We start from the raw sequence: 25,896 nt of genomic DNA, 5'->3' as shown, positions 1-25,896 counted from the left end.
TTCAGTTGACGAAATAAAGGATCGTGCCGACGATCACCGTGGGTATCACATATACCAGCACGATCAACTTTTTGCGGAACCCGCTTTCGTATTTGGCCATGCCCTTTTCGATATAGGCGGTACGTTCGGATGAATCCAGATCGTCGGGATGATCTTCGGCCCACCAGCCTTCCAGCTTTTCGCGCCGGACGGAGCGCGAATACAGCGAGATGCAGATATACACCACGCTTAATCCAAGAAAGCCGAACACGATCAATCGCACGAGTGCCATTTATTTTCTCCTCACCGCGCCCCAGGGGCCGACTTGTGCGATTATATCAGGAATTGGCGGCGGCACGACCTGTGGTTCGGCCATCGGGGCTTCGTGACCGAACAGCGCCCTGCGTGTGCCGGCCTTATCGACCTGATATTCGCGGTGCAAAAAGTCGGCGACGTATTCCTTTTTCTCGTCGGGCCACGTCGCGTAGGTCGCATAGAACGCTTCCTTGTGGCAGATGAAAAGCTGGCGAATATCCAGCGGAGTGAGCTGGGCCAACAGCATGTTGATCAGGTCCGCATCCGGGTGGTCCCTGGCCCGCAGGGTATAGAAGTAGGCGGGGTGCTCTGAGGTGATATGCGGCCAGTCGCCGCCTTCATCGGCCCAGCGCACAAGTGCGGCCAGCCCCTGCCATTCCTCGGGCAGGTTCGAGGCATAGCGCCGCCCCAGATTGCGCAGGTCGCGCCGGGTGGCGCCTGACAGGTCTTCGCCCATCTTGCTGGCCACCTCGGCCACGACAAAATCCATCTTTTGATGCAGGATCGCCGCCGCGTCGATCCCGCGCGCCTTGATGATCGGTTCAACCAGATCATTCAGTTGCAGGAACTTGGCGATCGCCGATGTTTCCGTCAGATCAAAAACATAGGGCACCGGCAAATCACCCAAGCTGCCCTTGTTACCCGCCGCGATCGCCGCCGGGTGTTCGACCCCGCGAAACACATAAATACCGCCGAACCTGGCAGTCCAAAAGTTGTCTTGCTGGAACACCATCTGGCGCAGCTTGACGGGGTTGCGCACCACGTCGCCGGTCTTTTTGGCCAGTCCTATCATCTCGGCGATCAGCACATCATCGAACCATGCATCGGGTTCGGATTTGAACTGGTCAATCATCTTGCCCAGCTTGGCGGCTGTGGCCACCGTGCCTTCGGTGGTATCCGCCTCGACGGTGATCTGACGGATATCGAACAGACGCGCGGCAGTGTCCGCGACGAACACCGAATTAACCAATTCGCCCGCGACAGCATCGCGCGCCGTCAAGGCAAACAATTCCGCCTCGTTCTGTGCAATGAACTGGCGCAATATCCCGCGCGAGGTGGAAAACTGCACGTTCAGCAGCGGCGCGGTTTTCTGTTCGGTGGTCAGCAGGATAAACTGCCGGTTTACGCCGTCGTGGTTGAGATAAAGCGTATCATCCAATTCGTCGCCGATCTCGGGCGAATAACCGGATATATCAACGTGAAAATCCTCTAGTTCGGTGGTCTTGCCCGTCAGGTGCTTTAGCGCGCGGTTATACCGATCCACCAACACGGGGCTGTCTACGCGGATCAGGTTGCCGAACATCAACCCCTTTTCGATCAGCCGCTTCATTGGAAACACCTTGGGAACACTACCATGTCTTCTTGACCCAATGTTTCGGCAAACCTGCAATCGACAAGATCATGATCGGTGCCCATAGCAGTGCCGATATCGCCCCCAGCCGCAAGAAGTGGAACATGACCGATGCGGCGCCGGCCTCTGACAGGGTTGCAAGGCTCACGCCCTGCCAAAGATACAGCGCCAGAAAGAACAGCACACCAATGCCAAACATGATCAGCGTGGCACAAAAAGAAAGTAATAACAGCGGCCTGACCCCTTCGGGGAATGCCATCGCCAAAAGTTTCGGGACCAGCCAGCCAATCAGCGCCAGCGTCAGGGCCGGCAGAACGATGGCCAATTGGCCCGATGTAAACAGATCGTTCATTTGCCCCCCCTGCGCATGACAGCGCTGATGATCGCCGCGATCAGGACAAAGACGCCCAACACGCCCGAAGCCTCAAGCTGCGATTGATCGGGCAGGACTTTCAGATCGGCCGTATCGCCCCAAATCGGTTGGGCAAGTTTCATGGCCAGATACAAGACCCCGAACCAGACCGCCGGAATCGCGATGATCCCAAGCGCAAATCCCGCGACACCCCCCACGCGCGCCCAAAGCAGCGGCACGATGATCACGATGATCACCCCGGCCACCACCGTCGACACCATCATGAGAAACGCTGCACTCACCCTTTACCCTCCAGATACCGCCGCTTGGCCTCTTCCTGTCGACCAAAGTCGCGGATCATGGTCTCGATCGCAACCTCGTCGGATTTGTCAGCATAGCGGAACTCGCTATCGGCGTAGCGGTTGATTTCCTGGATGACCATTTCCACGGTGATCGGCTGGCGCATGTCGTCGATCATCGCCTTTTTGGTGTCGTAGTCCTTGAACAGGAACAGATCGGGGTTTTCCATCCACTCATCGGGCAATTCGAAATCCATCGCGCGGACCTTCACCGCATCGGTGATGTTCTTGATCGCACGACCGGTAAACCGCTCATCCGCCTCTTGAATGCCTTTGAGATAGGTGCCGAGCTTGGCAATTGTATCCAATTTGCCGATGTCCTTGTTCACACGATCAAACACGCGCTCAAGCCCTTCTTCGTGCGGGCGCGCATGGCTTTCGAAACTGGCGGTGACGGCCTTCTTGATCTCTTGCGCGCTGAAGACCTCGTGATTGCCCACCGGAATATCGTGGTTCTTGCCCATCAGCAGATACAGGATATCGATGTAATCATCCCGGGTGATCGGCCCGTCCACCAGAAAACGCGCACCTGCCCGCTGACGCAGCGCGTCGTCAACATTCTCGGGGTAGTTCGAAAACATGCCGAAGGTGCAATTGCCCCGCACAACCGTATTGGCGCCTGCGAAACTCTCCATCAAGACGGCCGTGATTTCCAACTGACCTGCACTCGATTGTCTGTCGCCGCGCTTCCCTGCCAGTTGGTCAATATCGTCAATGGTGCCAAAACCGATAACATTGGGATCAATGATATTATTGATAAACGCCTTGGCGTTCTGGCCCGACTTGCCCTGATAGCTGTCGATATTATCAGTGCTGAGGTTCTGATAGCGAAACGGATATCCCGCCACCTGACAGTAGTCATTGATCAGCCCCGCCATCATCTGGATCAGGGTGGTTTTCCCCGTTCCTGGCTTGCCATCGCCCATAAAGGTAAAGATGAACCCGCCCAACTCGGCAAAGGGGTTCAGCTTGCGCTCGAAATCATAGGCCATGATCATCTTGGCCAGTTTCATGGCCTGATATTTGGCGATATGGTTCCCGACGACCTCGTTGGGTTTCTTGAAAGTCATGGTCAGTTTGGACGATTTCGCCGCGTGCGCGGGGCTGAAGCCGTCAACGGTGAACCCCTCCGCCTCGACCCGCCAGGACGCGGCGGTGAACGGTTCCAGGCGCGGCGCAGTGCTGGCGCGGGCCGCGACCTTGGCCATCAGCGACTCGGCAAATGCCAAAACGGTGGCGACCAGCTTGCTCTCACTTGTCGCAAACGATCCGATGTCCTGATCCAACTCCCACAAGACGCCGTGCAGGGCCAATTGGCCATTGTCGGTCAGCACTTCCTCGACCTCGCCCACTTCGACGGTGTCTTCGGTCGCGTGACTGGCCAAAAGGAACGCCGTGGCGGATCCAAACACATAAAGCGAGATCAACGCCTCCGCACTCAGCATCTCGGAAAACTCGGCCTTTTTGCCGCTGGGCAAGCTGCCCTCAAGGTTGGCCCGCTTCAGATCAGCCAACCCCGTGCGATCCCCATATTGCTCGGCCACGGCCAGCGCGATGGCCAAGGCACGGCGCAGCCCCTGCAACACTGACGCCTGTACCGGCGAGCACAATCCATCGCCCTGATCCGCACTTTCAACCCGTGCGATCAACTGAACGCCTTCGGTGCGGGCGGTGCGCTTGGTGACCAGCCCCGGCGTGGTGCTGCGAAAGCGCCGCCGCGTGCCAACGCCGCTGGACTTCTCCGCGACAGGGTTCTCCCTGGCATCGGCGATGCGCGGCGCGTGGTCAAACCCGTCAAGCATCCTCAATGCAGCGGCATAGTGCTTGACCACATCCTCTTCGCGCAACTCCATCTGATCACTTGTCTGGCTCATGTGGTTCGCGCCTCCGCTTCAACTTCATCTTGGCAATTACAACTCAAAATCCCGCCCTCACCGATAGCTCAGCACACGCCCGTTGGGGCTGACGACAAATTTGCGCACATCCGAGAACCCGGGCGGTTTGCGTTCTTCCAGCGCCTGATACGGACGTTGGGGCAGGATGATGCTGCGTTCCATGCGGGTGGCGCCGGTTTCCGCGCCTTGGCCCGCGAATGGGTCGAGCGCGAAAACCTCGCGCTGCACGGTGCCGAACCAGCCGGATTTTTCGCGCACCGTGTCGGCGGATGCCAGTTCTTCTTCGGTCCAGACCAGCGCCCAGTCTTCGCCCACCGGCGCGCGGGCAGCCTCAAGCACTTCGCGCAGGGGACCGGCCTGACGAGTAAAGGCGTTGGAATACATCGGGCCGATGTGGAACCGGCGCAGGCGTTTGGGGTGCAGATCGTCGAAATCCTGATCGAAACCCCGCGCGATGGTCAGCAGTTTCAGCCCGCCAAGGCTCTGCGCCATCAGGTGGGCCTGGGCCTCGGGCCAGCGGCGTTCGTCTTTGGGCAGGCCAACTTTGCCGGTGTCCTCGACCTCCATCAGATAGATCGTCGGCAGGTTGGTCTGGCTGTCGTAAACCGCCCAGTGGATCAGGAAATTCCGGCGCATTTCGCTGGGGTTTCCCTGCCAGACGGCAACGGGATCGTTTTGCGCCCAGAACAGCCCGCCACGGCGCAATTCCTGATAATACAGCCGCTGGGACAGGGCGTATTGCAACTTGGTGGGAATCTCCAGGTCGTGCAGGATCGCGCGGATCATTTCGTCCTTGAGCGCCTCCTCGCTGCGCATTTCGCGCAGGTGGCGTTCGGCCTGAAGCGCGTCATTGGCCATCGTCAGCAGTTCGGCAAAGACGGGAAAGCCGCTTTCCACACGATCAAATGTCAGCTTGCCCGCATGGGCGAAACGGCCACTGAAATGGTATTTATGCGCCAGCGCGCGGAACGTCAGCGTCAGCCCCACCAGATAGCGCGCCATGACCTCCACCTCGGCGCGGGTCAGGCGGCGTTCAGCCTCCATCGCGGCGGCGACACGGCCCAAATGACCGGTGATCTTTTCAAACTTGCCAAAATAGCGCCGCGTGACGCGGGTATCTTCCAGCTGGAAATGATCGAGGGGGGTGTCAGTCATGCGCCATACCCAACGCCCCGGACCTGATCCGGGGCCTCACCCTCAACGATGCCCAACGCTCGTCGGCACAGAGGTCCCGCATCAAGTGCGGGACGTGAAGGTTGCGGGTGTCAGTCATGTAGCAGATTTCCGACGTCATCAACACGTAGCCACCAGCGCCAGAAGCCACCAGTGACAGGATTGTTAATCATTCTCCGAGCTATGGATTTGTTGCCTAGAGCGTCTGCAAAAAACCACCTATGGGCTTCGCGAAATACCCCCGCACCGACAATCAGGTTCAAGGCAACAAACAGGCTAAGAACCGCAAGAATGGAATAAAGCGTAGCATCATCTACAGATAACGATCTATGAATTGAAAGGCATGTAACCCCAACAGCCAATGCTCCGAATCCAACGGAATAGGTAATTTTTCTCTGTTGGCTCAGTTTCATTGAGTTTCCGCCCGCACCATTTGCACCAAGGACAGCGCCCGTCCGCGGGTGGGCGAGAAGCGCCCGCCCATGGGGGCGGTCGGGCGCTGTCCGGCGTTGCCGCCGGACGGGTTCTCTTGCATCAGACTGGCCTTCATCAAGCCCCGTACTGGTTGCTGTCGTGCTTCTCGACGATCTTCTCGAACCGGCGCATGAAACGTTCATCGGCGCGGGCTTTTTGCTCCAGCACTTCGCGGGCGAATACCATGTGGTCCTCGTGCGCTTCCATCATTTCGGCCATGCGCGCGTTGGTGGCGGACCCGATCGCGGCCATTGCGGTCTGCGCCTCCTGGTCGGTTTTCACGCCGATTTCGTTGATCTGGTGGGCCACGTCCTGCTGCTGCGCCGTCTTCAGCGATTTGGTCAGCGCATCATACAGCACCACCCGCTGTTTCGTGTCGGTTTGCAGCTTGTTGATCAGAACCATCTGCGTCGCCGCCTGGTTTTGCAGTGAATCGATCCAGGTCTTACCCTTGTCGATATAGCGTTCCAACGTTTGCGATTTTGCCAGCTTGACCTGTTCCTGCTGCACCAATTCGTTATAGCGGGTGTTGGCGGCAGCCAGTTCGGTTTCCAGTGCCGTGCGTTTGGCCGCATCCTGCTCGACCGCTATCTTGTTTTCCAGCGCGATGATCGTCGGGTCCATGCCGGAAATCTCCGCCTTCACGGCCTCAAGATCGGACACGGTCGTTTCGCGTTCCTGCAATGTCCCCGTCAGGTTGGTTTCAACCTTGGTTTTCTGTTCGTTCAGCACCGCCAACTGGCCTTCAAGCAGTTGGGTGATCACATCGGACTTTGCGATCAGGTCTTGCAGTTTATCGTCCACGGACGCGGTGCGCATCCGTTCCTGACGCAAGGATTCCGATTTCCCCTTCGAAAAGACACCGACAAAGCTTTCCCAGCCGGTTTTCGAGCGCATCTCGTCGAAATCCTTGGAAAATGCGGCGGTGACGTCATCCAGCCCCATGATCAGTTCGGCGATATTGGCGTTCATCGCTTCGGTGTGCACATGCACATCCTCAAGCGAAGCGTTTTCAATATCGACCGCGATATCGGTGCCATCGGCCATCTTTTGGCGTGCGGTTTCGATCCGGCTGGTCAGTTCGGCAATCTTGCCCTGTGCCTCGGCAACCTGTTCCTGTGATTCACGGATCTGCGCGTCAAAATTGGCCATACTTTGTCCCTCGTTGGTAATCGTCTAAGCTTTATATGGGAAATCTTATGACAATTTACACGGGTGCAGTAGAGCCAAAATCGTGTTTCGCCCTGCTTTCACCGGCAAAAATGCGATTATGCGTCGGTTTCTGCGCCGGTGTCGGTGTCCGCCGCCGTCTGGTCCTCGACCGCGCCGTAAATCGTTTCGGGCGACACAATCGTCGGGGGCAGTTCAACGCCACGGTTGGATAGCTCCGGCCCAAGGATACGTTCGGAGTCCGCCTTGGTGCGGATGCGCACGTTGGTGCCATTGGGCACACGCTCGTAAAGGTCGATAATATCCTGATTAAACAGACGAATGCAGCCCGCCGACCCCGAATTGCCGATCGATGCAAGATCATTGGTGCCGTGAATGCGGTAGTAGGTGTCGCGCCCGCCCTGATACAGATAAAGCGCGCGCGCGCCCAAGGGGCTGGCCAACCCGCCGGGCACGCCGCTGCGGAAGGGGCCGTAGACTTCGGGTTGGGTGCGCAGCATGTTCGCCGTGGGTGTCCAGCCGGGCCATTCAACCTTGCGCCGGATCACGGTCGGGCGGCGCAGGGACCGCCCGGCGCGGCCAACAGCGATGGGATAGCGCCAGGCCGTGCCGTCATCAAGAATCCAGTATAGAAACTTGGCATGCGGATCGATTTCAATCGTGCCCGCGGACTCGGTTCCGTCATAGACAACCAACTCGCGGCGGTTGGGGTATTCCAGATAGCCAAGCGGCACCGGCGGTATGGTATATTCGCCATCCTCGATCAGCCCGTAACCTTCGGCGGGGGTAAACCCGAACCGTTCCAGATCAGTTGCCGCCCGCACCTCTTCTTCGGTCAGCGCAGGTGTGCAGGCGCCAAGGGCAACTGCGCCGGAAAGCGCCAGAAATCTGCGACGATCTGGTGCGGTAAAGGGCATGAACGATCCGCCTCACTGAACTGTTCCTATTGATCTAACACACCGATTGGCAAAAGCGGAAGTCTGCCAGCGGTAATAGGCGGAAATTGCGCACCTTTGCGCAAAATTGCGGTGACGGGCGGCACAAGACCGCCCGCCGCATTTAACCAACGACGTTGAAGTCCGGCCCATAGGGATACCCGGTGATATTCTCGTTTCCGTCCTCGGTGATCACCAGAATATCATGCTCGCGATACCCGCCTGCTCCGGGGTTTCCTTGGGCAATCGTCAGCATCGGTTCCATCGAAATGACCATGCCCGGCTCCAGCACGGTGTCGATGTCCTCGCGCAACTCCAAACCGGCCTCGCGGCCATAATAATGCGACAACACCCCGAACGAATGACCATAGCCGAACGTGCGATATTGCAACAGCTGCCGTTCATCAAAGAAAGCGTTGATTTTATGAGTAATCTCGGCGCAGCTTGCGCCCGGTTTCAGCAGCGACATGCCGTATTCATGGGCCGCCACATTGGCTTCCCATATTTTCAGGCTCGCTTCATCGACCTCGCGCACAAACATCGTCCGCTCAAGTGCCGTGTAGTAGGCGTTGATCATCGGAAAGGTATTCAGGCTCAGGATATCACCGATTTCCAGCGCGCGCGCCGTCACCGGATTATGCGCGCCGTCGGTGTTCACACCCGACTGGAACCAGACCCATGTGTCGCGGTATTCAGCGTCGGGAAAGCGCTTGGCAATCTCGGCCTCCATCGCGTCACGGCCAGCCATTGCCACGTCGATCTCGCGCGCGCCAACCGTGATAGCATCGCGGATCGCATAGCCGCCCACATCGGCAACCTGCGCACCGTGGCGGATCAGGGCGATCTCGGCGGGGGACTTGTGCATCCTTTGGCGCATGATCGCGGGGGCGACATCGACAGTTTTCAAGGGTTTCAGGAACTCGTCCAGCTTGGCCTTTTGCACCAGCGTCAGATGGTCCCCCTCGTAGCCGATCACGCTGCCTTCGCCCGTTACCGAAAGGATCGCACGCCAGTAATTGTCGCGGGTCCAGTCGGTATAGGTGATGTTGTCGCCATGACTGCGCCGCCACGGCTGACCCGCGTCGATCCCGGCGCTGATGGTCACATCCTGCGTGGCCGTGACAATCAGCCCATAGGGGCGACCAAATGCGCAATACAGGAAACCGGAATAATAAGCGATCGCATGCATGGATGTAAAAACGCAGGCCTCGACGCCTGCGGCGGCCATGATCTCGCGCAGGCCCGCAAGGCGCGTGTCAAATTCGGCAGCGTCGAAGGCCTGCACGGCCTTTTCGCCATTGTGAAAACGGTAAAATTCGGGACGGTCCATAAGGCACCTCCTTTTCAGAAGGTCCGGGCGTGCAGGACGATGTGCGCTGTTGATCTGGAGCGACGCCATCGCCCCGCGCATCCGTTTCCATTGCCCGAAAAATTGGCCGCGAGTCAATCCACCTTGTGATCGCCACGGCTGGCGCATTAGGCTGACCCCAAGGGAGGACATCATGACCCACTTCGCCCGCCTCGGCCCCAAAGCCACCCGCAAAGACTATGTGGTCAAGGGGTAGCATGGGAATCCTGCGCGCCCTTTTTGGCTGGATGATGCCGCAATCCCCCACCGCCCCGCCTCCGCCGGCAGGCAGCGACAGGTTGCATCTCTTCGCAGGCCATTTCCCGTCCGAGGAAACCGCGATGTCCTATTGCTATGACGCGCCCGACACCAACCACCCCGAACCGCTGACCCGCGATCTGGCGGATGCTTATGTGGACACAAATTTCGTCGAGGTGGCCTTTGGAGAGAGAGTGCCATTTGCCCTGCGCATGATCATCCCCGCAGCGGATCTGGACGACATCAGCGACCAAATCAGCGGCGACAATACCCTCGTGATGATCTCGGAATCCGCGTTTGGCGGGATGCCCTACACCCTTAACGACACACCCGCCCTACGCTACCTTGGCGCCTACACCATTTCATCCTAGGGGACTCATGAACAAAGTTACGCTCACCGATAAACTTGCGCAGTTCGATGATCACTGGAGCCCGCGCATCGTCGCGGATTACAATGGCAACGACGTGATGCTGGCCAAATTTTCCGGCGAATTTCACTGGCACAGCCACCCGGATACCGATGACTTCTTCCTCGTGGTGCAGGGGCGCGTGGCGATTGACCTGCCCGCTCAGACGCTGGAACTTGATGTCGGTGACCTGTTTGTTGTCCCCGCTGGTGTCGCCCACCGCCCGCGCGCGCTCAGCGATGAAGCCGCAGTGCTGCTGATCGAACCCAAGGGCACCCCCAACACCGGCGATCCGGCCACCGCCGCGCCCAAGCCGCGGCTTTGACATGCGCAGCGGTCCGACCAATCTGATCACCGATGTCGCTGGCCTTCGCGTGGGCAATGCGCAGGATGATACGCTGAAATCAGGCGTGACGGTGCTGCTGGGCAATGCGCCCTTGACGGCAGGCGTGCATATCATGGGCGGCGCACCGGGCACACGAGAAACCGATCTGTTGGCGCCCGACAAAACCGTGCAACAGGTCGATGCGTTGGTGCTCTCGGGCGGATCGGCCTTTGGGCTTGATGCAGCTTCGGGCGTGATGGACGCCCTGCGTGCCCAAGGGTGCGGCTTTGCCGTGGGCGATCAGCGCGTGCCGATCGTTCCGGCGGCGATCCTGTTTGATCTGCTGAATGGCGGGGATAAAACCTGGGCTGCGAACCCCTACGCCGCTCTCGGGCGCGCGGCGCTGGAAAATGCAGACCCGGCCTTCGGCCTTGGCAGCACAGGCGCCGGCACAGGCGCGACGACCGCGACACTGAAAGGCGGGCTTGGCTCTGCCTCGGCAATCCTGCCCTCGGGGCACATTGTGGGCGCGCTGGTCGCCGTGAACGCGCTTGGCACCGCCACGGTCGGCGACTCGGCGCATTTCTGGGCTGGCCCTTGGGAAATCGGAACCGAATTTGGCGGGCGCGGCCCCGCAATCAGCTATCCGCGTCATATGCCGCCCACCAAACTGGGCGGCGCAACCACAATTGCCATCATTGCCACCGATGCCGCTCTGACCCAGGCGCAATGCACCCGCCTCGCCACCGCCGCCCATGACGGCATGGCGCGCGCGCTGGTGCCAAGCCACACACCAATGGACGGCGACCTGGTGTTTGCCGTCAGCACCGGTGCAAAACCGCTCAGCGATGATCCCCGCGCCATGCTTTCCCTTGGCCACGCAGCCGCAACCTGCCTTGCCCGCGCAATCGCCCGTGGCGTCTATCTCGCAACGCCAGCATATCACGATCCGCTGCCGACATGGACCATGCTGCACAACGCCCAAGCCCCTTCATCTTGGCCATAAAACTCCGGGGGTGTGGGGGCTGGCCCCCACGATCCTAGCGCAGCAATGCCGCCACCAGATCACTGTCAGGCACGGCCAGCCCGTCTATCACGTTGAAATGATGGCGCGCGGGGGCGATCACCAGATCATTGCGCCAGGCCTTTGCCAGCGCCCTGGCCTGCGCGATAAACGCGGGCCGCTCATCCGCCCCGACCCACACCGTCACTGGCGCGACTGGTGCGGGATACAGAACCGGACTTTCCTGTCGCGCCTCCTCCGCGTCCAGCAGCAGCGTCGTGTTCATGCTGGTGCGCAACAGCGGCTCCAGATCAGCCAGCGGCGAAATCGGCACAATACGCGCGATCCGACCGCGCGCTGCCAGCGCAACATCGCCGCATCCCATCCGCGCCACCAGATGCCCGCCCGCAGAATGGCCGGTCAGGCGCAGCGGCAACCCCGCAAACCGCGCCGCCACGTGATCCATCAAATCCGCAATCTGGCGGGTGATCCCGGAAATTCGAACGTCAGGGCACAAATCGTAGGACGGGATCACAACCGCCCAACCATGCGCCAGTGGCCCCGCCGCCAGATGTGACCAAAACGACTTATCCAGCGCCATCCAATAACCGCCATGCACGAACACAACGACCCCCTTGGGCGGCGTATCCGGCATAAACAGGTCGCAAACCGCGCGCGCACCCGCGCCGTAGGGCTGGTCCAACGCGCAAGTCGCGCTGGCCCGAAACGCCGCCGCATCCGCCGCCCACTGCGCGGGAAAGGCATCGCCCCCGGCGATATGGGCACCGTTGGCATAGGCATCGTCAAGCTCCATGTCGCACCCTTTCGCACCTCCCCCTAGACTTTGCCAGCCGCTAGGGTATCCCTGTGTCAAATCATTGCAGGAGGCTAGCATGCTTGACGACGTCACCAACCTCAAATCGCTTTTGTCCCGCCCCGATCTGGTCTGTCAGCAGGCCTTCGTCGCAGGCGATTGGGTCGATGCCAAGGACGGCAAGACATTCGATGTGGTCAACCCTGCCCGCGGCGACGTGATCGCGTCGGTCGCCGATCTGTCGCGCGCCGAGATCACCACAGCGATCGCCGCGGCAGAAAAGGCGCGCCACGCATGGGCGGCGCAAACCGGCAAATTCCGGGCGCAGATCCTGCGCAAATGGTTCGACCTGCTGATGGCCAATCAGGAGGATCTGGCAATCATCATGACCGCCGAGCAAGGCAAGCCGCTGGCAGAATCCCGCGGCGAGGTGGCCTATGGCGCGTCCTTCGTCGAATGGTTCGGCGAGGAGGCCAAGCGCATCTACGGCGAAACCATCCCCGGCCACATGCCCGACAAGCGCATCACCGTGATCAAGCAACCCATCGGCGTGGCCGCAGGCATTACCCCGTGGAATTTCCCCAATGCCATGATCGCCCGCAAGGTCGCCCCGGCACTGGCGGCAGGCTGTTCCTTCGTGATCCGCCCTGCTTCGCTGACGCCGCTTTCGGCCCTCGCCATGGCAAAACTGGCGCAGGAAGCTGGCCTGCCCAAAGGCTTGCTGTCGGTCGTGACCTCCACGAAATCCTCGGACGCAGGCAAGGAATTCTGCGAAAATCCTTTGGTGCGCAAACTGACATTCACAGGCAGCACGGAAGTGGGCCGCATCCTTTTGAAACAGGCGGCTGATCAGGTGATGAAATGCAGCATGGAACTGGGCGGTAACGCGCCCTTCATCGTGTTTGACGATGCCGATCTGGACGCCGCCGTTGACGGGGCCATCGCCTGCAAATTCCGCAACAATGGTCAGACCTGCGTCTGTGCCAACCGGATCTATGTGCAAGCGGGGGTCTATGATGCCTTTGCCGCAAAACTGAAGGTGGCGGTCGAGGCTCTGGCGGTTGGCGATGGGCTGTCCGAGGGCACCGCCCTTGGTCCGCTGATCGAACCCTCCGCAGTGGACAAGGTCAAGGAACACCTCGCCGATGCGCTGTCCAAGGGCGGCACCGTCCTGACCGGTGGCAAGGCGCACGATCTTGGTGGTCTGTTCTTTGAACCGACCATCGTGGCCAACGCGACCCCCGACATGCAGGTCAGCACCGATGAAACATTCGGCCCCTTCGCGCCGCTGTTCAAATTCGCGGACGAAGACGATGTGATCAAGCTGGCCAACGACACGATCTTCGGCCTTGCGTCCTACTTCTACGCCAAAGACATCAGCCGCGTGACCAAAGTGGCCGAGGCGCTGGAATACGGTATCGTCGGCGTGAACACAGGTATCATCAGCACCGAAGTCGCCCCCTTTGGCGGCGTCAAACAATCCGGCCTTGGCCGCGAAGGCAGCCACCACGGCATCGATGACTACATGGAAATGAAATACATCTGCACCTCGGTATGATGGGAAAATATTTGCACCGTAGCGAATTTCCTTCCAAGGATTGACCGCGCAGCTCCGTCAAAGGACTGTGATGCGCATGATGACAAGCGACGAAGATCTGGCCCAGGCGGCCGCGGAAGGTGACGGGCAGGCTTTTGCCCTGTTGCTCGAGCGGTGCTATGATCGGCTGTTCGCGCTTTGCTTTCGCCTGACCGGAACACGGGCCGAGGCCGAAGATCTGACACAAGACATCTGCGCCGCCTTGCCTGCGAAACTCGCAACATATCGCCGCCAATCCAGGGTCACGACATGGCTTTACCGCGTCGCTGTGAACGCCGCCCATGATCGCCGCCGCCGCGCGGCCACCCATGCGCGCGCGGCGGACGGCTGGGGGGATTGGGAAATCGGGCGACAGGCCGATATCGCCCAAACACGTGCGCAATTGGACTGGCTGACCACCGCAATGGCCGCCCTGCCCCCGGACCTGCGTGACACGCTGGCGCTGATCATGGACGACATGACCCATGCCGAAGCAGGCGAGGTTCTGGGCGTCTCTGAGGGCACCATAAGCTGGCGATTGTCCGAGGCACGCAAACGCCTGCGGGCCATGAAACAAGACGAAAAGGAGGGCGCGCGATGAGTGCCCGCAACGACGACTTTGATGATCTGAAAGCCGCGATGGACGCCGCAACGCCCACGCCCGATGCCGCGCGCCGCGCCGCCGACATGGCCTTGGCGCGCGAAAATTTCGCCGCCCTCCAAGGATCGCGCAATGCCACCCGTCATACCCCTGTAACCGAGGGATCATCCCTCTGGACAGGAGTGAAAACCATGCTGACCAAACTGACCACCAAAGGCGGGCTGACCGTCACCACCGCGATCGTCGCCTTCGGCGTCCTCGTGCTGACCCCGCAAGGGCGCGATCTGATCAACCTGCCAAGCGGACAACCGACCGTCAGCGAACTTGGCGAGACCAAGGTCGCGCCGACCCCGACGATTGACGCCGAAGATGACCCTGTTGTGTCCGAATTTGGCGGCACAGTGGCGGAGGATTCCGATACCATCGTCATGTCCCCAGCACCCAATGCAACAGACCTGGCCATTGACGACGGCGCACTCATGCCGCCCGCGATCACTGCCGAGCGCGAAGAAGCACCCGCTGAAATGCTAACCCTATCCCCCACCGTCGAATTAAGTTCGCAGGACCTGGGCCGTATTCGCACGGCGCCCGCAGACGGCATGGCCGATATGGCCGCCGTCGCGCCCCGCGTTGCGTCCAGCCCACAAGACACGGCTGCGGTCGGTTTCGGTGACGAGGCGCAACCCGAACCCGATACCGAGGCCTTTGCCAATGCCTACACCAACCCCCTGCGCATCACCGCCGAAACCCCCGTTTCGACGTTTTCCATCGACGTGGACACCGCCAGCTATGCGGTCCTGCGCTCCTCCCTCATGCGCGGGCAACTTCCACCGCCGGGCTCCATTCGCATCGAGGAAATGATCAACTATTTCCCTTATGACTACGCGGCCCCCGAAGCGGGCGAAGCCCCGTTCCGCCCCACCGTCAACGTCTTTGAAACCCCGTGGAACGCCGACACGCAACTGGTGCAGATCGCGATCCAGGGCAGGATGCCCGCGCGCGACGACCGCCCGCCGCTGAACCTCGTGTTCCTGATCGACACATCGGGATCGATGAATGATGCGGCCAAACTGCCGCTGCTGAAACAATCGTTCCGGCTGATGCTCGACCAGTTGCGCCCACAGGATGAAGTGGCCATCGTCACCTATGCCGGATCGGCCGGGCAGGTTCTCGCACCGACCCCCGCGTCCGACAGCGCCACGATCCTCGCCGCACTCAACGCCCTCGCCGCAGGGGGCGGCACCAACGGCCAGGGCGGGCTGGAACAGGCCTATGCGACCGCCGCCACGATGGCCGCGAACGGCGAAGTCAGCCGCGTGATCCTTGCCACGGACGGCGATTTCAACGTCGGCCTGTCCGATCCGCGCGGGCTGGAGCGCTTCATCGCCGATCAGCGTGACAGCGGCACATACCTGTCGGTGCTCGGCTTCGGGCGCGGCAATCTGGACGATGAAATCATGCAAACGCTGGCGCAGAACGGCAACGGCACGGCGGCCTATATCGACACCCTGAGCGAAGCGCAAAAGGTGCTGGTCGACAACCTGACCGGTGCGCTGTTCCCGATCGCCAACGACGTGAAGATCCAGGTGGAATTCAATCCTGCAACAGTCGCCGAATACCGGCTGATCGGCTATGAAACCCGTGCGCTGCGACGCGAGGATTTCAACAACGACGCAGTGGATGCAGGCGAACTCGGCGCGGGCCACACGGTCACGGCCATCTATGAAATCACGCCCGTCGGCTCGCCCGCTATCCTCAGCGATCCCCTGCGCTATCAGCCCACAGCCGCAGCCGACGACAGCGGCGAACTGGGCTTCCTGCGCCTGCGCTACAAAGAACCGGGCGCGGGCGAAAGCCAGTTGATCGAAACAGCGATCACCACTACCTCCGGCACGAACGAGGCACAATTTGCTGCCGCCATCGCCGGTTTCGGGCAATTGCTTCAGGGCGGCACCTACCTTGGCGACTGGACCTATGCGGACGCCATCGCTTTGGCCAATGCCAATCGTGGCGACGACCCCTTCGGTTATCGCACCGAAGCTGTGCAACTGATGCGACTGGCCAAAAGCCTGTCAGGAAACTAGGGGCAAACTCCCAGCTTCATCTTGGCCCAAACACTCCCGCCGGAGGCTCCGACACCACCACCATCGACCCTTCGGCGGGACACGGATCACTTGCCACACCCAAAAAAACAGCGGCGCGGCAGCGCCTCATTTTGGGCGGCTGCGGCGGGTTTCATCGGCATAGAAATCACGCAGGGTCTGGCCGCGCTGGGGCTTGAACGAACCGGCATCGCTCATCCCGGAAATCCGGTCCAGCCGGAACATGCGGAAATCAGTGCGTTTTTCACACCAGCCCACCATCGTCCATGTCTTCCCCCAAAACCAAAGGCCAAGCGGGCGCACGACACGCTGACTGGTCGCGCCACCTTCGTCGGCATAATCAATATCCAGACGAATATTGCCCTCCGCGGCGGCCTCGACCCGATCAATCATCGCGCGCAGATCGTCGGTCATTTCCGACATCGTAAAGGCCTTGATTTTTACCGCCTCTGCTCGCGCACGCGCGCCTTCGGGCAGAACGGCGGCAATCTTGATCAAGGCTTCCTCGGCGCCAGCCGCCATATTGGCCCCGCCCCAGGCACGGATCAGTTTCGCACCCGCGACCAGCGCGACAATTTCATCCTCGGTGAACATCAGCGGCGGCACCTCGTATCCGGCGCGCATGACATAGCCAACGCCTGCTTCGCCCTCGATCGGCACGCCTGAACCGATCAGATCAGCGATATCGCGGTAAACGGTCCGCTTTGTCACCTCAAGCTGTTTAGCCAGACGCGCCGCCGTGGTCAGCCGACCGCCCCGCAGATACTGCACGATCTGAAAAAGGCGGTCGGCGCGCCTCATGTCGCTTGGGCTGGCTCGAACAAGCCGATCGAATTGCCGTCAGGGTCCGTTGCATATTGGAAACGGCCCGGCGGGATCGCAATCACCGGCCCCAACAGGGTCGCGCCCGCCTTTTGCGCCCGTGCGGCACCTGCCTCGATCGCGTCGGGCAAGGCCAGGTGAATGGTCGGCCCGTTCCCACTGGCTGGCGTGCCGGGATAAAGATGGCCCGACACACCCGACATATCACTGGTAAAGTTCACAATCGGGTTCGGGCCTTCATCGACCCGCAGGGTCTTCCAGCCGAAAACTTCGCTATAGAACGCCGTGGCGGCATCAAGGTCACTTACTGGAATTTCGGTCCAGACAACTGTTGGCATATCGGTCATGGGTCTCTCCTTTGCATGTCGATACGCAGTTTGTGACATACCGCTGCTGACAGCATTGTGTCAGCATGTTTTCAGCCACTCCAAACCCGCGCCCGTGTCACCCGCTGGCGTATATTCGCCGCTGATCCAACCGTCATATCCATCCCTGCGCAAACACGCGAAAAACGCTTTATAATCAATGTCGCTACCCACTGGCTCGTGCCGACCGGGAAAGCCCGCAACCTGCACATGGCGCACAAGGTGGCCGGTTTTTTCCCATGTTCCAATGACATCACCTGTGATCCGGTGGGCATGGTAGGCGTCAAATTGCAGGTGAAGATTGTTCACCGCGACCTCTCTCAGGATGTCAGCAGCTTGATCGTAATCGCACAGGAAATACCCCGGCATGTCAATCCTATTGATCGGCTCGATGGTCAGCGCTTGTTTTGGCGCAAATTCGGCAGCCCAGCGCAGATTTTCGATGAAAATCTGCCGCGCCTCGGCCCCTTCGGCCACCCCGGCCATGATATGCACCCGCTGTGCGCCCAGCGCCCCCGCATAACGCAGCGCCCGACGGAAGGCCTGTTGAAACCGCGCCTGTTCACCCGGCACGGCGGCAAATCCGCGCGGCCCGTGTGGATCGGCATAATTGGGCGGCGGGCAGTTGATCAACGCCAGTTCCACGCCAGCCTGTGCAATCGCATTGCCCAAGTCGGCCGCGTTTTCATCGTAAGGAAATAACACTTCGACCGCGCCAAACCCGGCCTGCGCGGCGGCATGGGGCCGCGCGATCATCGGCAGTTCGGTAAACAACCACGTCAGGTTTGCGCAGACCTTAGGCATCTGGCAGGTCCGCCGCAGGGATTACCGCAAAAAACTCCCCCCCCGACCGCAAACCGAACCAGTCGATACCATCAACTGCGTCAACTTCACCCAGTTCCACAAGGCGATAAAACGATTTGCGGTCAATCAGGGCTTCAAGGTTCGCGCGCACATGCACATAGGGCGCAGGTTCGCCCGTCGTAGGGTCGCGTACCACCCGGATGGGATGATCCGGCCCCGCATCAACAAAATCGCCGACATTTGTCTCAAATCGCAGTGCCTCGCCGACCCTTTCGAAATCAACGGCCACAAAGGGGGCATCGTCGACGGTGATTCCAACCTTTTCGACCGGCGTCACCAGAAAATAGTCGTCACCATCGCGTCGCAGAATCGTCGAAAACAGCCGCACCAGCTCGGGGCGGCCGATCGGCGTGCCAAGATAAAACCACGTTCCGTCCCGCGCGATCCGCATATCAAGGTCGCCACAAAACGGCGGATTCCACAAATGCACTGGCGGCAACCCCTTTTTACTGGCCGCCCGCGCCGATGATGCGAGACTTTCCGCCGAAACGTTCACGCCATTGTCACCTGAGATTGTTTTTGCCATTGGGGTCGCCTGCGATATCTGGTCTGATAGGAACAGGTTACAGATCAGCAGGAGTGATTGCCATGGCCGGAAACGAGCTTGTCGCAGAGATCGAGGCGCTTGGTGCCAAATTGGCCGAGGCGCGCAGCAGTATCGCCAAGCGGTTCATCGGACAGGACAGTGTCGTTGACCTGACGCTTGCCGCGCTGATGTGCGGTGGGCACGCGCTGCTTGTCGGCCTTCCCGGCCTTGGCAAAACGCGGCTCGTCGATACGCTTTCCACCGTGATGGGCCTGTCGGGCAACCGCATTCAGTTCACGCCCGACCTGATGCCGGCCGATATCCTTGGTTCCGAAGTGTTGGAAACCGCTGTCGATGGCGCCCGCACCTTCCGCTTTATCGAAGGGCCGGTGTTCTGCCAGCTACTGATGGCGGACGAGATCAACCGCGCCAGCCCGCGCACCCAGTCCGCACTGCTACAAGCCATGCAGGAACGCGAGGTCACGATTGCCGGGGAACACCGCCCGCTTGGCCGCCCGTTCCATGTGCTTGCCACGCAGAACCCGATCGAACAGGAAGGCACCTATCCCCTGCCCGAGGCCCAGCTTGACCGTTTTCTAGTTCAGATCGACGTGCCCTACCCTGATCGCGGCACCGAACGTGACATCCTGATCGCCACCACTGGTATCGCCGAAGAAGAGGCAAGTGCCGTCTTTACCGCCGACGAATTACTGGCCGCGCAAACCCTGCTGCGCCGGATGCCCGTGGGCGACGCAATCGTTGAAATGATCCTTGATCTGGTGCGCGCCTGCCGCCCCGATGATGAGACCGCCCCCGAAACGGTGCGCCAGAATGTCAGCTGGGGCCCCGGCCCCCGCGCGGCCCAAGCCCTGATGCTGACGGTGCGCGCCGAAGCCCTGCTCGATGGCCGCCTTGCACCTTCTGCCGAAGACGTGCGCCGCATGGCAGCACCTGTGCTGACCCACCGCATGGCGCTGACATTTGCGGCCCGCGCCCGCGGCGAAACGGTGGCGGACGTGATTGATCAGGTCGCAGCGCAAATCACGACAGTCACCAAAGCCGCATGACCCTGTCCGGCGATCTTCGCGCAGGGGCGGAAACGCTCGCCAGTCCCCTGCCCGCCCTTCTGGCCGAGGCCGAGCATCTGGCCAGCACGGTTCTGCTCGGCGAACACGGGCGGCGGCGCGCCGGTCTGGGCGATACCTTCTGGCAGTTCCGCCCCGCGCAAAGCCATGACGCCGCGCGCGCGATTGACTGGCGCCGCTCTGCGCGGGCCGATGCGCCCTTCGTGCAGGAAAAAGAGTGGCAGATCGCGCAAAGCGTGATCCTTTGGGTCGATCAGGGCGCGTCGATGGGGTTTGCGTCCACCAGTGACCTGCCCAGCAAATCCGCCCGCGCCCGCGCCCTTGGTCTGGCCAGCGCGATCCTGCTGATCCGGGGCGGCGAACGGGTCGGCCTCACCGGCCTGCGCCTGCCCCCGCGCGGTGGCGAAACACAACTTAACAAACTCGCTGCGCTTCTGTCCCAGGACGACAGCTCTGATTACGGCACCCCCGAGGCCCAAGGCATGCTGCCCCACTCGCGCGCGCTGTTCATTTCGGATTTTCTGGGGGATATCTCGGCCACCGAAACCGCGCTGCTGCAAGCCGCAGATCGCGGCGTGCGCGGCGCGTTGGTGCAAATCCTTGACCCGCAAGAAGAAGCCTTCCCCTTTGACGGGCGCACCATTTTCGAAAGCATGACAGGGGCCATGCGCCACGAAACCCTGCACGCTGGCGATCTGAAACAGCAATACCTCGACCGGCTTGCCGCGCGCAAAGACCACCTTGCCCATCTCGCGCGCATCACCGGCTGGCAGTTCACAACCCATCACACCGGGCAAAGCGCCGCCGCCGCCCTCTTGTGGATTTACGGCGCGCTGGAGCGCAAAGCATGACCCGCAACCAACTTCATCTTGGCCATACAACTCCGGGGTCCGGGGCAGCGCCCCGGCGGGCCGCCACAGGCGGAAAACCTTATGTTTAGTATCGGACCCTTGGGCTTTGCCGCGCCGTGGATTCTTCTGGGGCTGATCATTCTGCCGCTGCTGTGGCTGCTGCTGCGCGCCGTCCCACCCGCGCCGATCCGGCGGCGTTTTCCGGGTGTCGCGCTGCTGCTTGGCCTCACGGACAGCGATAGCCAAAGCGCCCGCACACCGTGGTGGTTGCTGCTGCTGCGCCTGCTGGCAATCGCAGGCGTGATCATCGGCTTTGCCGGCCCGGTGCTGAACCCGCAAGTCGAACGCTCGGGCAGCGGTCCGCTCCTGGTGGTGGTTGATGGCACATGGGCCGACGCGCGCGACTGGCAGCGCCGGGTTGATCGCCTTGATGTGGTCCTCTCCGATGCAACGCAGGCCGGCAGGCCGGTCGCTTTGGTGTCCCTCACCGACCTACCCGCCGAAGGCCCCGTATTTCAGGCCGCCGATGCCATCGCTGCGCGCCTGCCCGCGCTGAAACCCGCGCCCTTCACGCCCGATCCCGCAGCAGTTGCGGCTTTTGCCGATACGCTTACCGGTAATTTCGACAGCTTGTGGATGTCAGACGGATTGGCGCGCGACGGCCGCGAAGACCTGCTCGCCGCGCTTGAAACCCACGGCAACGTCACCGTGTTCGAAAGCCCACGCAGCATCACAACCCTGCGCCCTGCACGGTTTCAGGATGGCGATGTTGTGCTGCGCGCCGCCCGCGTTCCGGCCGCAACCGCGGCCGAGGCGCTGATCCTTGCCATCGGCCCTGATCCATCCGGCGTCGAACGCCAGTTGGCCAGCCTGCCCATCTCTTGGGATGCAGGCGCGGCCGAAGCCAGCGCCAGCCTGACCTTGCCGCCGGAATTGCGCAACCGTGTCACCCGTTTCGAAATTGCCGGGGTGCAATCGGCAGGTGCCGTGACCCTGACCGACGACGCCTTGCAGCGGCGCGAAGTCGCGCTGATCGCCGGTGGCGGCGACCGTGAAGGGCTCGAACTCCTGTCGCCGCTCTACTATCTCAATCAGGCCTTGGTGCCGACGGCCGACCTGATCGACGGAACGCTGGCTGACGTCCTGCTGGCCAACCCCGATGTGATCGTGCTGGCCGATGTGGCCGTGCTGACCGCGCCAGAGCAGGAGGCCATGCTGACATGGCTCGATAATGGTGGCTTGCTGCTGCGTTTCGCCGGCCCGCGCCTTGCCGGCTCCGACATTGGCCGCGCCGAAGAAGACCCGCTGCTCCCGGTGCGCCTGCGCTCGGGTGGGCGCAGCATCGGCGGCGCGATGAGCTGGGGCGAACCCAAGGCGCTGGCCCCCTTTGCCGAGACCTCGCCGTTCTTTGGCTTGGCCGTTCCCGATGATGTGACCGTCACCGCCCAAGTCATGGCCCAGCCCGATCCAACGCTTTCTGATCGCGTCATTGCCGCCCTCAGCGACGGCACGCCGCTGGTCACGCGCAAGGATGTCGGTGCAGGCCAGATCGTGCTGTTTCATGTCACTGCGAATGCGGAATGGAGCAGTCTGCCGCTCTCGGGCCTGTTTGTGCAAATGCTCGAACGGCTGGCCGTCTCGACCCGCCCCGCCGCGGCAAACGCCGCCGAGTTGACAGGCACAACATGGATGCCCGAAGACGTGCTCGACGGCTTTGGCGTGATCCTGCCAGCCGATACCCTGCCCGGTATCGCGGGTGAACGGCTGGCCACTGGCGTGCCTGGCGCCGATATGCCCCCCGGCCTTTATGCCGGTGACAAACGTAGGATTGCGGTGAATGTCATGACAGATGAAACCGAACTCGCGGCGATGCGCTGGCCCGCCCGCATCACCATCGAAGGGCTGGCCGTGACGGCGCAGACCCTTCTCAAGGGATGGGTGCTGGGCGTGGCGCTGACGCTCTTGGTCATTGATATCCTCGCCTCGCTGTTGTTGTCGGGCCGCCTGACAGGTCCGCGCGCACAGGCGGCGGCCATCATCTGCGCCGCCGCGCTCATGCTGCCCCAGACCGGACAGGCACAAGAGACCGATGATCGTTTCGCACTTGGGTCACTGACCGAGGTTGTCTTGGCGCATGTCATCACCGGGGATGCCCAGGTCGATGATATCGCGGCGGCTGGTCTTTACGGATTGTCGCAGACGCTTTACCGCCGCACCTCGATCGAACCGGCTATGCCTATCGGCGTCAACATCGAAACCGATGAACTGGCATTTTTCCCGATCCTCTACTGGCCGATTACCGCAAACCAACCGCTGCCATCAGCCGAGGCCTATGCCAAACTGAACCGCTATCTGCGCACGGGCGGGATGATCCTGTTTGATACCCGTGATGCGGATTTGGCGGGGTTTGGGTCAACGTCACCCGAAGGGCAGCGCCTGCGGGCCATCGCGCGCTTGCTCGACATTCCGCCGCTGGAACCGATTCCGCCGGACCACGTGCTGACCCGCACCTTTTACCTGCTGCAGGATTTCCCGGGCCGCTATGCGGGGCGCGACGTCTGGGTCGAGGCCGCGCCGCCCGATGCCGCGCAGGTCGAAGGCATGCCGTTTCGCGACCTCAATGATGGCGTCACACCTGTTGTGATCGGCGGCAACGACTGGGCCGCGGCATGGGCGACAGATACCAATGGCAATCGCCTTGTGCCGGTGGGCCGCGGCATGGCCGGTGAACGCCAGCGCGAGGTCGCGCTACGCTTTGGCGTCAACCTGATCATGCATGTGCTGACGGGCAACTATAAGTCGGATCAGGTGCATGTGCCTGCCCTGCTGGATCGGCTTGGCCAATGAGCGGTGACATCCTCCTTGATCCGCTGATCCCGCTGGTTTTTCTGGCGGCCCTGGCCGTTTTGACCACCCTTGGCACGCTGCTGGCCGCCTGGCGCGGGCTGTCGGGCTGGTGGTTGCGCGGGCTGGCCGCGCTTGCCCTGCTTGCCGCGATTGCCAATCCCTCGATCCAGCGCGAAGACCGTGCGCCGCTGTCCGATATCGTCGTGCTGGTGGTGGATGAAAGCGCAAGCCAACGCATTGCCGACCGCCCCGATCAAACCGAAGCGGTCATTGCCGATGTGACGGCGCAAATCGCGCTGCGTCCCAACACAGACCTGCGCATCGTGCGCATGGGTGACGCGCTGGGTGACGGCGGCACGCAAATGATGACAGCCCTCACCGAAGCCCTGAGCGAAGAACCGCAGGCGCGGATCGCGGGCATCTTGCTGCTGTCGGATGGGCGTGTGCACGACATGGAGCGTGCGCCAAACCTGCCCGCCCCCCTGCATGCGCTGATCACCGGGCGCGATACCGATTGGGACCGCCGCCTGATCGTGCGCAACGCCCCTGCCTTTGCCATTCTGGGTGAACCCGTCACCCTGACCTTGCGGATCGAGGATCAGGGCGCGGCCCCGACGGATGGCGGGCTTGTCCCGCTCACCATCGCCATCGACGGGGCTGACCCGCTGCAATTCACCATCCCCGTGGGCGAAGACATCGAAGTGCCGATCGATCTGGCCCACGGCGGCATGAATGTGCTGCAATTCGCCACCCCCGTGGCCGAGGGCGAACTGACCGACCGCAACAACGCTGCCGTGATCCAGATCAACGGCGTGCGCGACCGCCTGCGCGTGTTGCTGGTCAGCGGCGAGCCCCACCCGGGGGAACGCACCTGGCGCAACCTCTTGAAATCCGACAGCGCCGTGGACCTTGTGCATTTCACGATCCTGCGCCCGCCCGAAAAGCAGGACGGCGTGCCCGTGGATGAACTGAGCCTCATCGCCTTTCCCACGCGCGAGCTGTTTCTGGAGAAGATCGACGAATTCGATCTGATCATCTTTGACCGCTACAAGCGGCGCGGCATCCTGCCCTCGCTTTATCTTGATAATATCGCCACCTACGTCGAGGAGGGCGGCGCGGTTCTGATCGCCGCCGGCCCTGATTATGCCAGTGCCGACAGTATTTTCCGCTCGCCCTTGGGGCGCATTCTGCCGGGCACGCCAACGGCGCGGGTTTATGAACAGGGCTTCCTGCCGACCCTGACCGACCTTGGCGCGCGCCATCCCGTGACCGAAGGGCTGGATACACTGGCCCCCGCCGGACCCGATGCCGACACCCCCGGGTGGGGCCGCTGGTTCCGCCTGATCCAGGTTACGCCCAGCGCGACCGCTACCACCGTGATGTCGGGCATCAACGACGAGCCCCTGCTGATGCTGGACCGTGTCGGTGAAGGGCGCGTCGCGCTGCTGGCCTCGGATCAGTCGTGGCTTTGGGATCGCGGTTTCGAAGGCGGCGGGCCGCAACTGGAAATGCTGCGCCGTCTGGCCCATTGGATGATGAAGGAACCCGACCTCGAGGAAGAAATGCTATGGGCCGAAGGCACGGGGCAATCCATGCGGATTATCCGGCGCACGCTGGACGACACGGTGCCGGACGTGACTGTCACAGCGCCTGACGGGACCGAAACGGTGCTGACTTTGGAAGAAACCACGCCCGGGCGTTTTGAAACCGTTTGGGATGCGCCCGATATGGGGCTTTACCAGCTTGCCAATGGCGATCTGGATGCGGTGATCGGCCTTGGCCCCGCCGCCCCGCGCGAGTTCGAGGAAACGATTGCGTCACCCGATCTGCTTGGGGCTCTGGCGGAAACGACGGGTGGCGCCGCGGTGTCGATCACCGACGGCATGCCGCAAATTCGTGCCGTGCGCGAGGGACGTCCGGCAGCGGGGCGCGGCTGGATCGGAATCACCCCGCGCGAGGCCTATCGCACCGCCGATGTGCAGGTGTTCGCACTATTGCCTGCATGGGCATTTGTGTTGCTCGCGTCCCTTCTGGTGATCGGCGCTTGGCTGCGCGAAGGGCGCAGATAGGGCTGATCCTGCACGGAATCAAGCCGCAAG

25 protein-coding genes are annotated in these 25,896 nt (G+C 61.6%); 10 read left to right on the top strand and 15 right to left on the bottom strand.

The window, feature by feature from the left end; translation table 11 throughout:
- Nucleotide 1: 1 nt before the first annotated feature.
- The 10 genes from FTO60_RS02840 to FTO60_RS02795 all read right to left on the bottom strand — a co-directional run bounded on the left by FTO60_RS02840 (nt 2) and on the right by FTO60_RS02795 (nt 9,333).
- Entirely contained in the window at nt 2-271 is a 270-nt protein-coding gene (locus FTO60_RS02840) for a hypothetical protein (RefSeq protein ID WP_148054554.1), read from the bottom strand.
- The gene (locus tag FTO60_RS02835; RefSeq protein WP_148054553.1) at nt 272-1,624 is read right to left on the bottom strand and encodes a DUF6638 family protein; all 1,353 of its coding nucleotides are present in this window, start codon (nt 1,622-1,624) and stop codon (nt 272-274) included. It lies immediately after the preceding gene.
- Between the two features lie 19 nt (nt 1,625-1,643).
- Nucleotides 1,644-1,997: a hypothetical protein gene (locus tag FTO60_RS02830; protein ID WP_148054552.1), complete on the bottom strand. Its 354-nt coding sequence runs from the start codon at nt 1,995-1,997 to the stop codon at nt 1,644-1,646.
- Nucleotides 1,994-2,299 (bottom strand): hypothetical protein, encoded by a 306-nt coding sequence (locus FTO60_RS02825; RefSeq protein WP_148054551.1) that lies wholly within the window; start codon nt 2,297-2,299, stop codon nt 1,994-1,996. Before FTO60_RS02825 ends, FTO60_RS02830 begins: the two co-directional genes overlap by 4 nt.
- Complete coding sequence (locus FTO60_RS02820; protein ID WP_148054550.1) at nt 2,296-4,230, bottom strand: ATP-binding protein; 1,935 nt, start codon at nt 4,228-4,230, stop codon at nt 2,296-2,298. Before FTO60_RS02820 ends, FTO60_RS02825 begins: the two co-directional genes overlap by 4 nt.
- Before the next feature lie 57 nt (nt 4,231-4,287).
- Nucleotides 4,288-5,406, bottom strand: a complete 1,119-nt coding sequence (locus FTO60_RS02815; protein ID WP_148054549.1) for a hypothetical protein — start codon at nt 5,404-5,406, stop codon at nt 4,288-4,290.
- Nucleotides 5,407-5,516: 110 nt separating this feature from the next.
- A complete protein-coding gene (locus FTO60_RS02810) occupies nt 5,517-5,837 on the bottom strand; it encodes a hypothetical protein (protein WP_148054548.1) in 321 nt (106 codons plus the stop codon).
- Between the two features lie 136 nt (nt 5,838-5,973).
- The gene (locus tag FTO60_RS02805) at nt 5,974-7,050 is read right to left on the bottom strand and encodes a hypothetical protein (RefSeq protein WP_148054547.1); all 1,077 of its coding nucleotides are present in this window, start codon (nt 7,048-7,050) and stop codon (nt 5,974-5,976) included.
- Between the two features lie 116 nt (nt 7,051-7,166).
- Nucleotides 7,167-7,985 carry a L,D-transpeptidase gene (locus FTO60_RS02800; protein ID WP_148054546.1) on the bottom strand — a complete coding sequence of 273 codons (819 nt, stop codon included), beginning with the start codon at nt 7,983-7,985 and terminating at the stop codon, nt 7,167-7,169.
- A gap of 142 nt (nt 7,986-8,127) precedes the next feature.
- Complete coding sequence (locus FTO60_RS02795) at nt 8,128-9,333, bottom strand: aminopeptidase P family protein (protein WP_148054545.1); 1,206 nt, start codon at nt 9,331-9,333, stop codon at nt 8,128-8,130.
- 236 nt (nt 9,334-9,569) lie between these two features.
- On the opposite strand from FTO60_RS02795, the gene FTO60_RS02790 reads away from it, so the two are divergent.
- Genes FTO60_RS02790 through FTO60_RS02780 form a run of 3 tightly spaced genes read left to right on the top strand, consistent with a single transcriptional unit; the run spans nt 9,570 to nt 11,347 of the window.
- Nucleotides 9,570-9,980 (top strand): hypothetical protein, encoded by a 411-nt coding sequence (locus FTO60_RS02790; protein WP_148054544.1) that lies wholly within the window; start codon nt 9,570-9,572, stop codon nt 9,978-9,980.
- 7 nt (nt 9,981-9,987) lie between these two features.
- Nucleotides 9,988-10,341 (top strand): cupin domain-containing protein, encoded by a 354-nt coding sequence (locus tag FTO60_RS02785; RefSeq protein WP_148054543.1) that lies wholly within the window; start codon nt 9,988-9,990, stop codon nt 10,339-10,341.
- Nucleotide 10,342: 1 nt separating this feature from the next.
- Nucleotides 10,343-11,347: a P1 family peptidase gene (locus tag FTO60_RS02780; RefSeq protein WP_148054542.1), complete on the top strand. Its 1,005-nt coding sequence runs from the start codon at nt 10,343-10,345 to the stop codon at nt 11,345-11,347.
- A gap of 34 nt (nt 11,348-11,381) precedes the next feature.
- Here the strand turns inward: FTO60_RS02780 and FTO60_RS02775 are convergent, their stop codons facing one another.
- Nucleotides 11,382-12,158: an alpha/beta hydrolase gene (locus FTO60_RS02775; RefSeq protein ID WP_148054541.1), complete on the bottom strand. Its 777-nt coding sequence runs from the start codon at nt 12,156-12,158 to the stop codon at nt 11,382-11,384.
- A gap of 79 nt (nt 12,159-12,237) precedes the next feature.
- Between FTO60_RS02775 and FTO60_RS02770 the strand changes: the two genes are divergently transcribed.
- From FTO60_RS02770 to FTO60_RS02760, 3 genes are all read left to right on the top strand, one after another.
- A complete protein-coding gene (locus FTO60_RS02770) occupies nt 12,238-13,716 on the top strand; it encodes an NAD-dependent succinate-semialdehyde dehydrogenase (protein WP_148054540.1) in 1,479 nt (492 codons plus the stop codon).
- 76 nt (nt 13,717-13,792) lie between these two features.
- Complete coding sequence (locus tag FTO60_RS02765; protein ID WP_148054539.1) at nt 13,793-14,335, top strand: RNA polymerase sigma factor; 543 nt, start codon at nt 13,793-13,795, stop codon at nt 14,333-14,335.
- Nucleotides 14,332-16,419 carry a von Willebrand factor type A domain-containing protein gene (locus FTO60_RS02760; protein WP_148054538.1) on the top strand — a complete coding sequence of 696 codons (2,088 nt, stop codon included), beginning with the start codon at nt 14,332-14,334 and terminating at the stop codon, nt 16,417-16,419. Before FTO60_RS02765 ends, FTO60_RS02760 begins: the two co-directional genes overlap by 4 nt.
- Nucleotides 16,420-16,545: 126 nt before the next feature.
- On the opposite strand, the gene FTO60_RS02755 is transcribed toward FTO60_RS02760, so the two are convergent.
- Genes FTO60_RS02755 through FTO60_RS02740 form a run of 4 tightly spaced genes read right to left on the bottom strand, consistent with a single transcriptional unit; the run spans nt 16,546 to nt 19,014 of the window.
- A complete protein-coding gene (locus FTO60_RS02755; protein WP_148054537.1) occupies nt 16,546-17,238 on the bottom strand; it encodes a YafY family protein in 693 nt (230 codons plus the stop codon).
- Entirely contained in the window at nt 17,235-17,606 is a 372-nt protein-coding gene (locus FTO60_RS02750; RefSeq protein ID WP_148054536.1) for a VOC family protein, read from the bottom strand. The genes FTO60_RS02755 and FTO60_RS02750 overlap by 4 nt, the downstream gene beginning before the upstream one ends.
- 60 nt (nt 17,607-17,666) lie before the next feature.
- Nucleotides 17,667-18,428 carry a hydroxypyruvate isomerase family protein gene (locus FTO60_RS02745; protein WP_148054535.1) on the bottom strand — a complete coding sequence of 254 codons (762 nt, stop codon included), beginning with the start codon at nt 18,426-18,428 and terminating at the stop codon, nt 17,667-17,669.
- The gene (locus tag FTO60_RS02740) at nt 18,421-19,014 is read right to left on the bottom strand and encodes a DUF1285 domain-containing protein (RefSeq protein WP_148054534.1); all 594 of its coding nucleotides are present in this window, start codon (nt 19,012-19,014) and stop codon (nt 18,421-18,423) included. The genes FTO60_RS02745 and FTO60_RS02740 overlap by 8 nt, the downstream gene beginning before the upstream one ends.
- A gap of 62 nt (nt 19,015-19,076) precedes the next feature.
- Between FTO60_RS02740 and FTO60_RS02735 the strand changes: the two genes are divergently transcribed.
- The 4 genes from FTO60_RS02735 to FTO60_RS02720 all read left to right on the top strand — a co-directional run bounded on the left by FTO60_RS02735 (nt 19,077) and on the right by FTO60_RS02720 (nt 25,866).
- Nucleotides 19,077-20,081: a MoxR family ATPase gene (locus FTO60_RS02735; RefSeq protein ID WP_148054533.1), complete on the top strand. Its 1,005-nt coding sequence runs from the start codon at nt 19,077-19,079 to the stop codon at nt 20,079-20,081.
- Nucleotides 20,078-20,950, top strand: coding sequence for a DUF58 domain-containing protein (locus FTO60_RS02730; protein WP_148054532.1), 873 nt, complete (start codon nt 20,078-20,080; stop codon nt 20,948-20,950). Before FTO60_RS02735 ends, FTO60_RS02730 begins: the two co-directional genes overlap by 4 nt.
- A gap of 81 nt (nt 20,951-21,031) precedes the next feature.
- Nucleotides 21,032-23,797: a DUF4159 domain-containing protein gene (locus tag FTO60_RS02725; protein ID WP_148054531.1), complete on the top strand. Its 2,766-nt coding sequence runs from the start codon at nt 21,032-21,034 to the stop codon at nt 23,795-23,797.
- Nucleotides 23,794-25,866, top strand: coding sequence for a hypothetical protein (locus FTO60_RS02720; protein ID WP_148054530.1), 2,073 nt, complete (start codon nt 23,794-23,796; stop codon nt 25,864-25,866). Before FTO60_RS02725 ends, FTO60_RS02720 begins: the two co-directional genes overlap by 4 nt.
- Nucleotides 25,867-25,896: the final 30 nt, after the last annotated feature.

Source organism: Octadecabacter sp. SW4 (assembly GCF_008065155.1).
Lineage (GTDB): Bacteria > Pseudomonadota > Alphaproteobacteria > Rhodobacterales > Rhodobacteraceae > SW4.
This window is presented reverse-complemented; position numbering and strand designations above follow the sequence as displayed.

Bases quoted from the DNA above. Each gene is read 5' to 3' on its own strand.
- FTO60_RS02840 (WP_148054554.1), bottom strand. From the start codon at position 271: ATGGCACTCGTGCGATTGATCGTGTTCGGCTTTCTTGGATTAAGCGTG.
- FTO60_RS02835 (WP_148054553.1), bottom strand. From the start codon at position 1,624: ATGAAGCGGCTGATCGAAAAGGGGTTGATGTTCGGCAACCTGATCCGC.
- FTO60_RS02830 (WP_148054552.1), bottom strand. From the start codon at position 1,997: ATGAACGATCTGTTTACATCGGGCCAATTGGCCATCGTTCTGCCGGCC.
- FTO60_RS02820 (WP_148054550.1), bottom strand. From the start codon at position 4,230: ATGAGCCAGACAAGTGATCAGATGGAGTTGCGCGAAGAGGATGTGGTC.
- FTO60_RS02815 (WP_148054549.1), bottom strand. From the start codon at position 5,406: ATGACTGACACCCCCCTCGATCATTTCCAGCTGGAAGATACCCGCGTC.
- FTO60_RS02810 (WP_148054548.1), bottom strand. From the start codon at position 5,837: ATGAAACTGAGCCAACAGAGAAAAATTACCTATTCCGTTGGATTCGGA.
- FTO60_RS02805 (WP_148054547.1), bottom strand. From the start codon at position 7,050: ATGGCCAATTTTGACGCGCAGATCCGTGAATCACAGGAACAGGTTGCC.
- FTO60_RS02800 (WP_148054546.1), bottom strand. From the start codon at position 7,985: ATGCCCTTTACCGCACCAGATCGTCGCAGATTTCTGGCGCTTTCCGGC.
- FTO60_RS02795 (WP_148054545.1), bottom strand. From the start codon at position 9,333: ATGGACCGTCCCGAATTTTACCGTTTTCACAATGGCGAAAAGGCCGTG.
- FTO60_RS02790 (WP_148054544.1), top strand. From the start codon at position 9,570: ATGGGAATCCTGCGCGCCCTTTTTGGCTGGATGATGCCGCAATCCCCC.
- FTO60_RS02785 (WP_148054543.1), top strand. From the start codon at position 9,988: ATGAACAAAGTTACGCTCACCGATAAACTTGCGCAGTTCGATGATCAC.
- FTO60_RS02780 (WP_148054542.1), top strand. From the start codon at position 10,343: ATGCGCAGCGGTCCGACCAATCTGATCACCGATGTCGCTGGCCTTCGC.
- FTO60_RS02775 (WP_148054541.1), bottom strand. From the start codon at position 12,158: ATGGAGCTTGACGATGCCTATGCCAACGGTGCCCATATCGCCGGGGGC.
- FTO60_RS02770 (WP_148054540.1), top strand. From the start codon at position 12,238: ATGCTTGACGACGTCACCAACCTCAAATCGCTTTTGTCCCGCCCCGAT.
- FTO60_RS02765 (WP_148054539.1), top strand. From the start codon at position 13,793: ATGATGACAAGCGACGAAGATCTGGCCCAGGCGGCCGCGGAAGGTGAC.
- FTO60_RS02760 (WP_148054538.1), top strand. From the start codon at position 14,332: ATGAGTGCCCGCAACGACGACTTTGATGATCTGAAAGCCGCGATGGAC.
- FTO60_RS02755 (WP_148054537.1), bottom strand. From the start codon at position 17,238: ATGAGGCGCGCCGACCGCCTTTTTCAGATCGTGCAGTATCTGCGGGGC.
- FTO60_RS02750 (WP_148054536.1), bottom strand. From the start codon at position 17,606: ATGACCGATATGCCAACAGTTGTCTGGACCGAAATTCCAGTAAGTGAC.
- FTO60_RS02745 (WP_148054535.1), bottom strand. From the start codon at position 18,428: ATGCCTAAGGTCTGCGCAAACCTGACGTGGTTGTTTACCGAACTGCCG.
- FTO60_RS02740 (WP_148054534.1), bottom strand. From the start codon at position 19,014: ATGGCAAAAACAATCTCAGGTGACAATGGCGTGAACGTTTCGGCGGAA.
- FTO60_RS02735 (WP_148054533.1), top strand. From the start codon at position 19,077: ATGGCCGGAAACGAGCTTGTCGCAGAGATCGAGGCGCTTGGTGCCAAA.
- FTO60_RS02730 (WP_148054532.1), top strand. From the start codon at position 20,078: ATGACCCTGTCCGGCGATCTTCGCGCAGGGGCGGAAACGCTCGCCAGT.
- FTO60_RS02725 (WP_148054531.1), top strand. From the start codon at position 21,032: ATGTTTAGTATCGGACCCTTGGGCTTTGCCGCGCCGTGGATTCTTCTG.
- FTO60_RS02720 (WP_148054530.1), top strand. From the start codon at position 23,794: ATGAGCGGTGACATCCTCCTTGATCCGCTGATCCCGCTGGTTTTTCTG.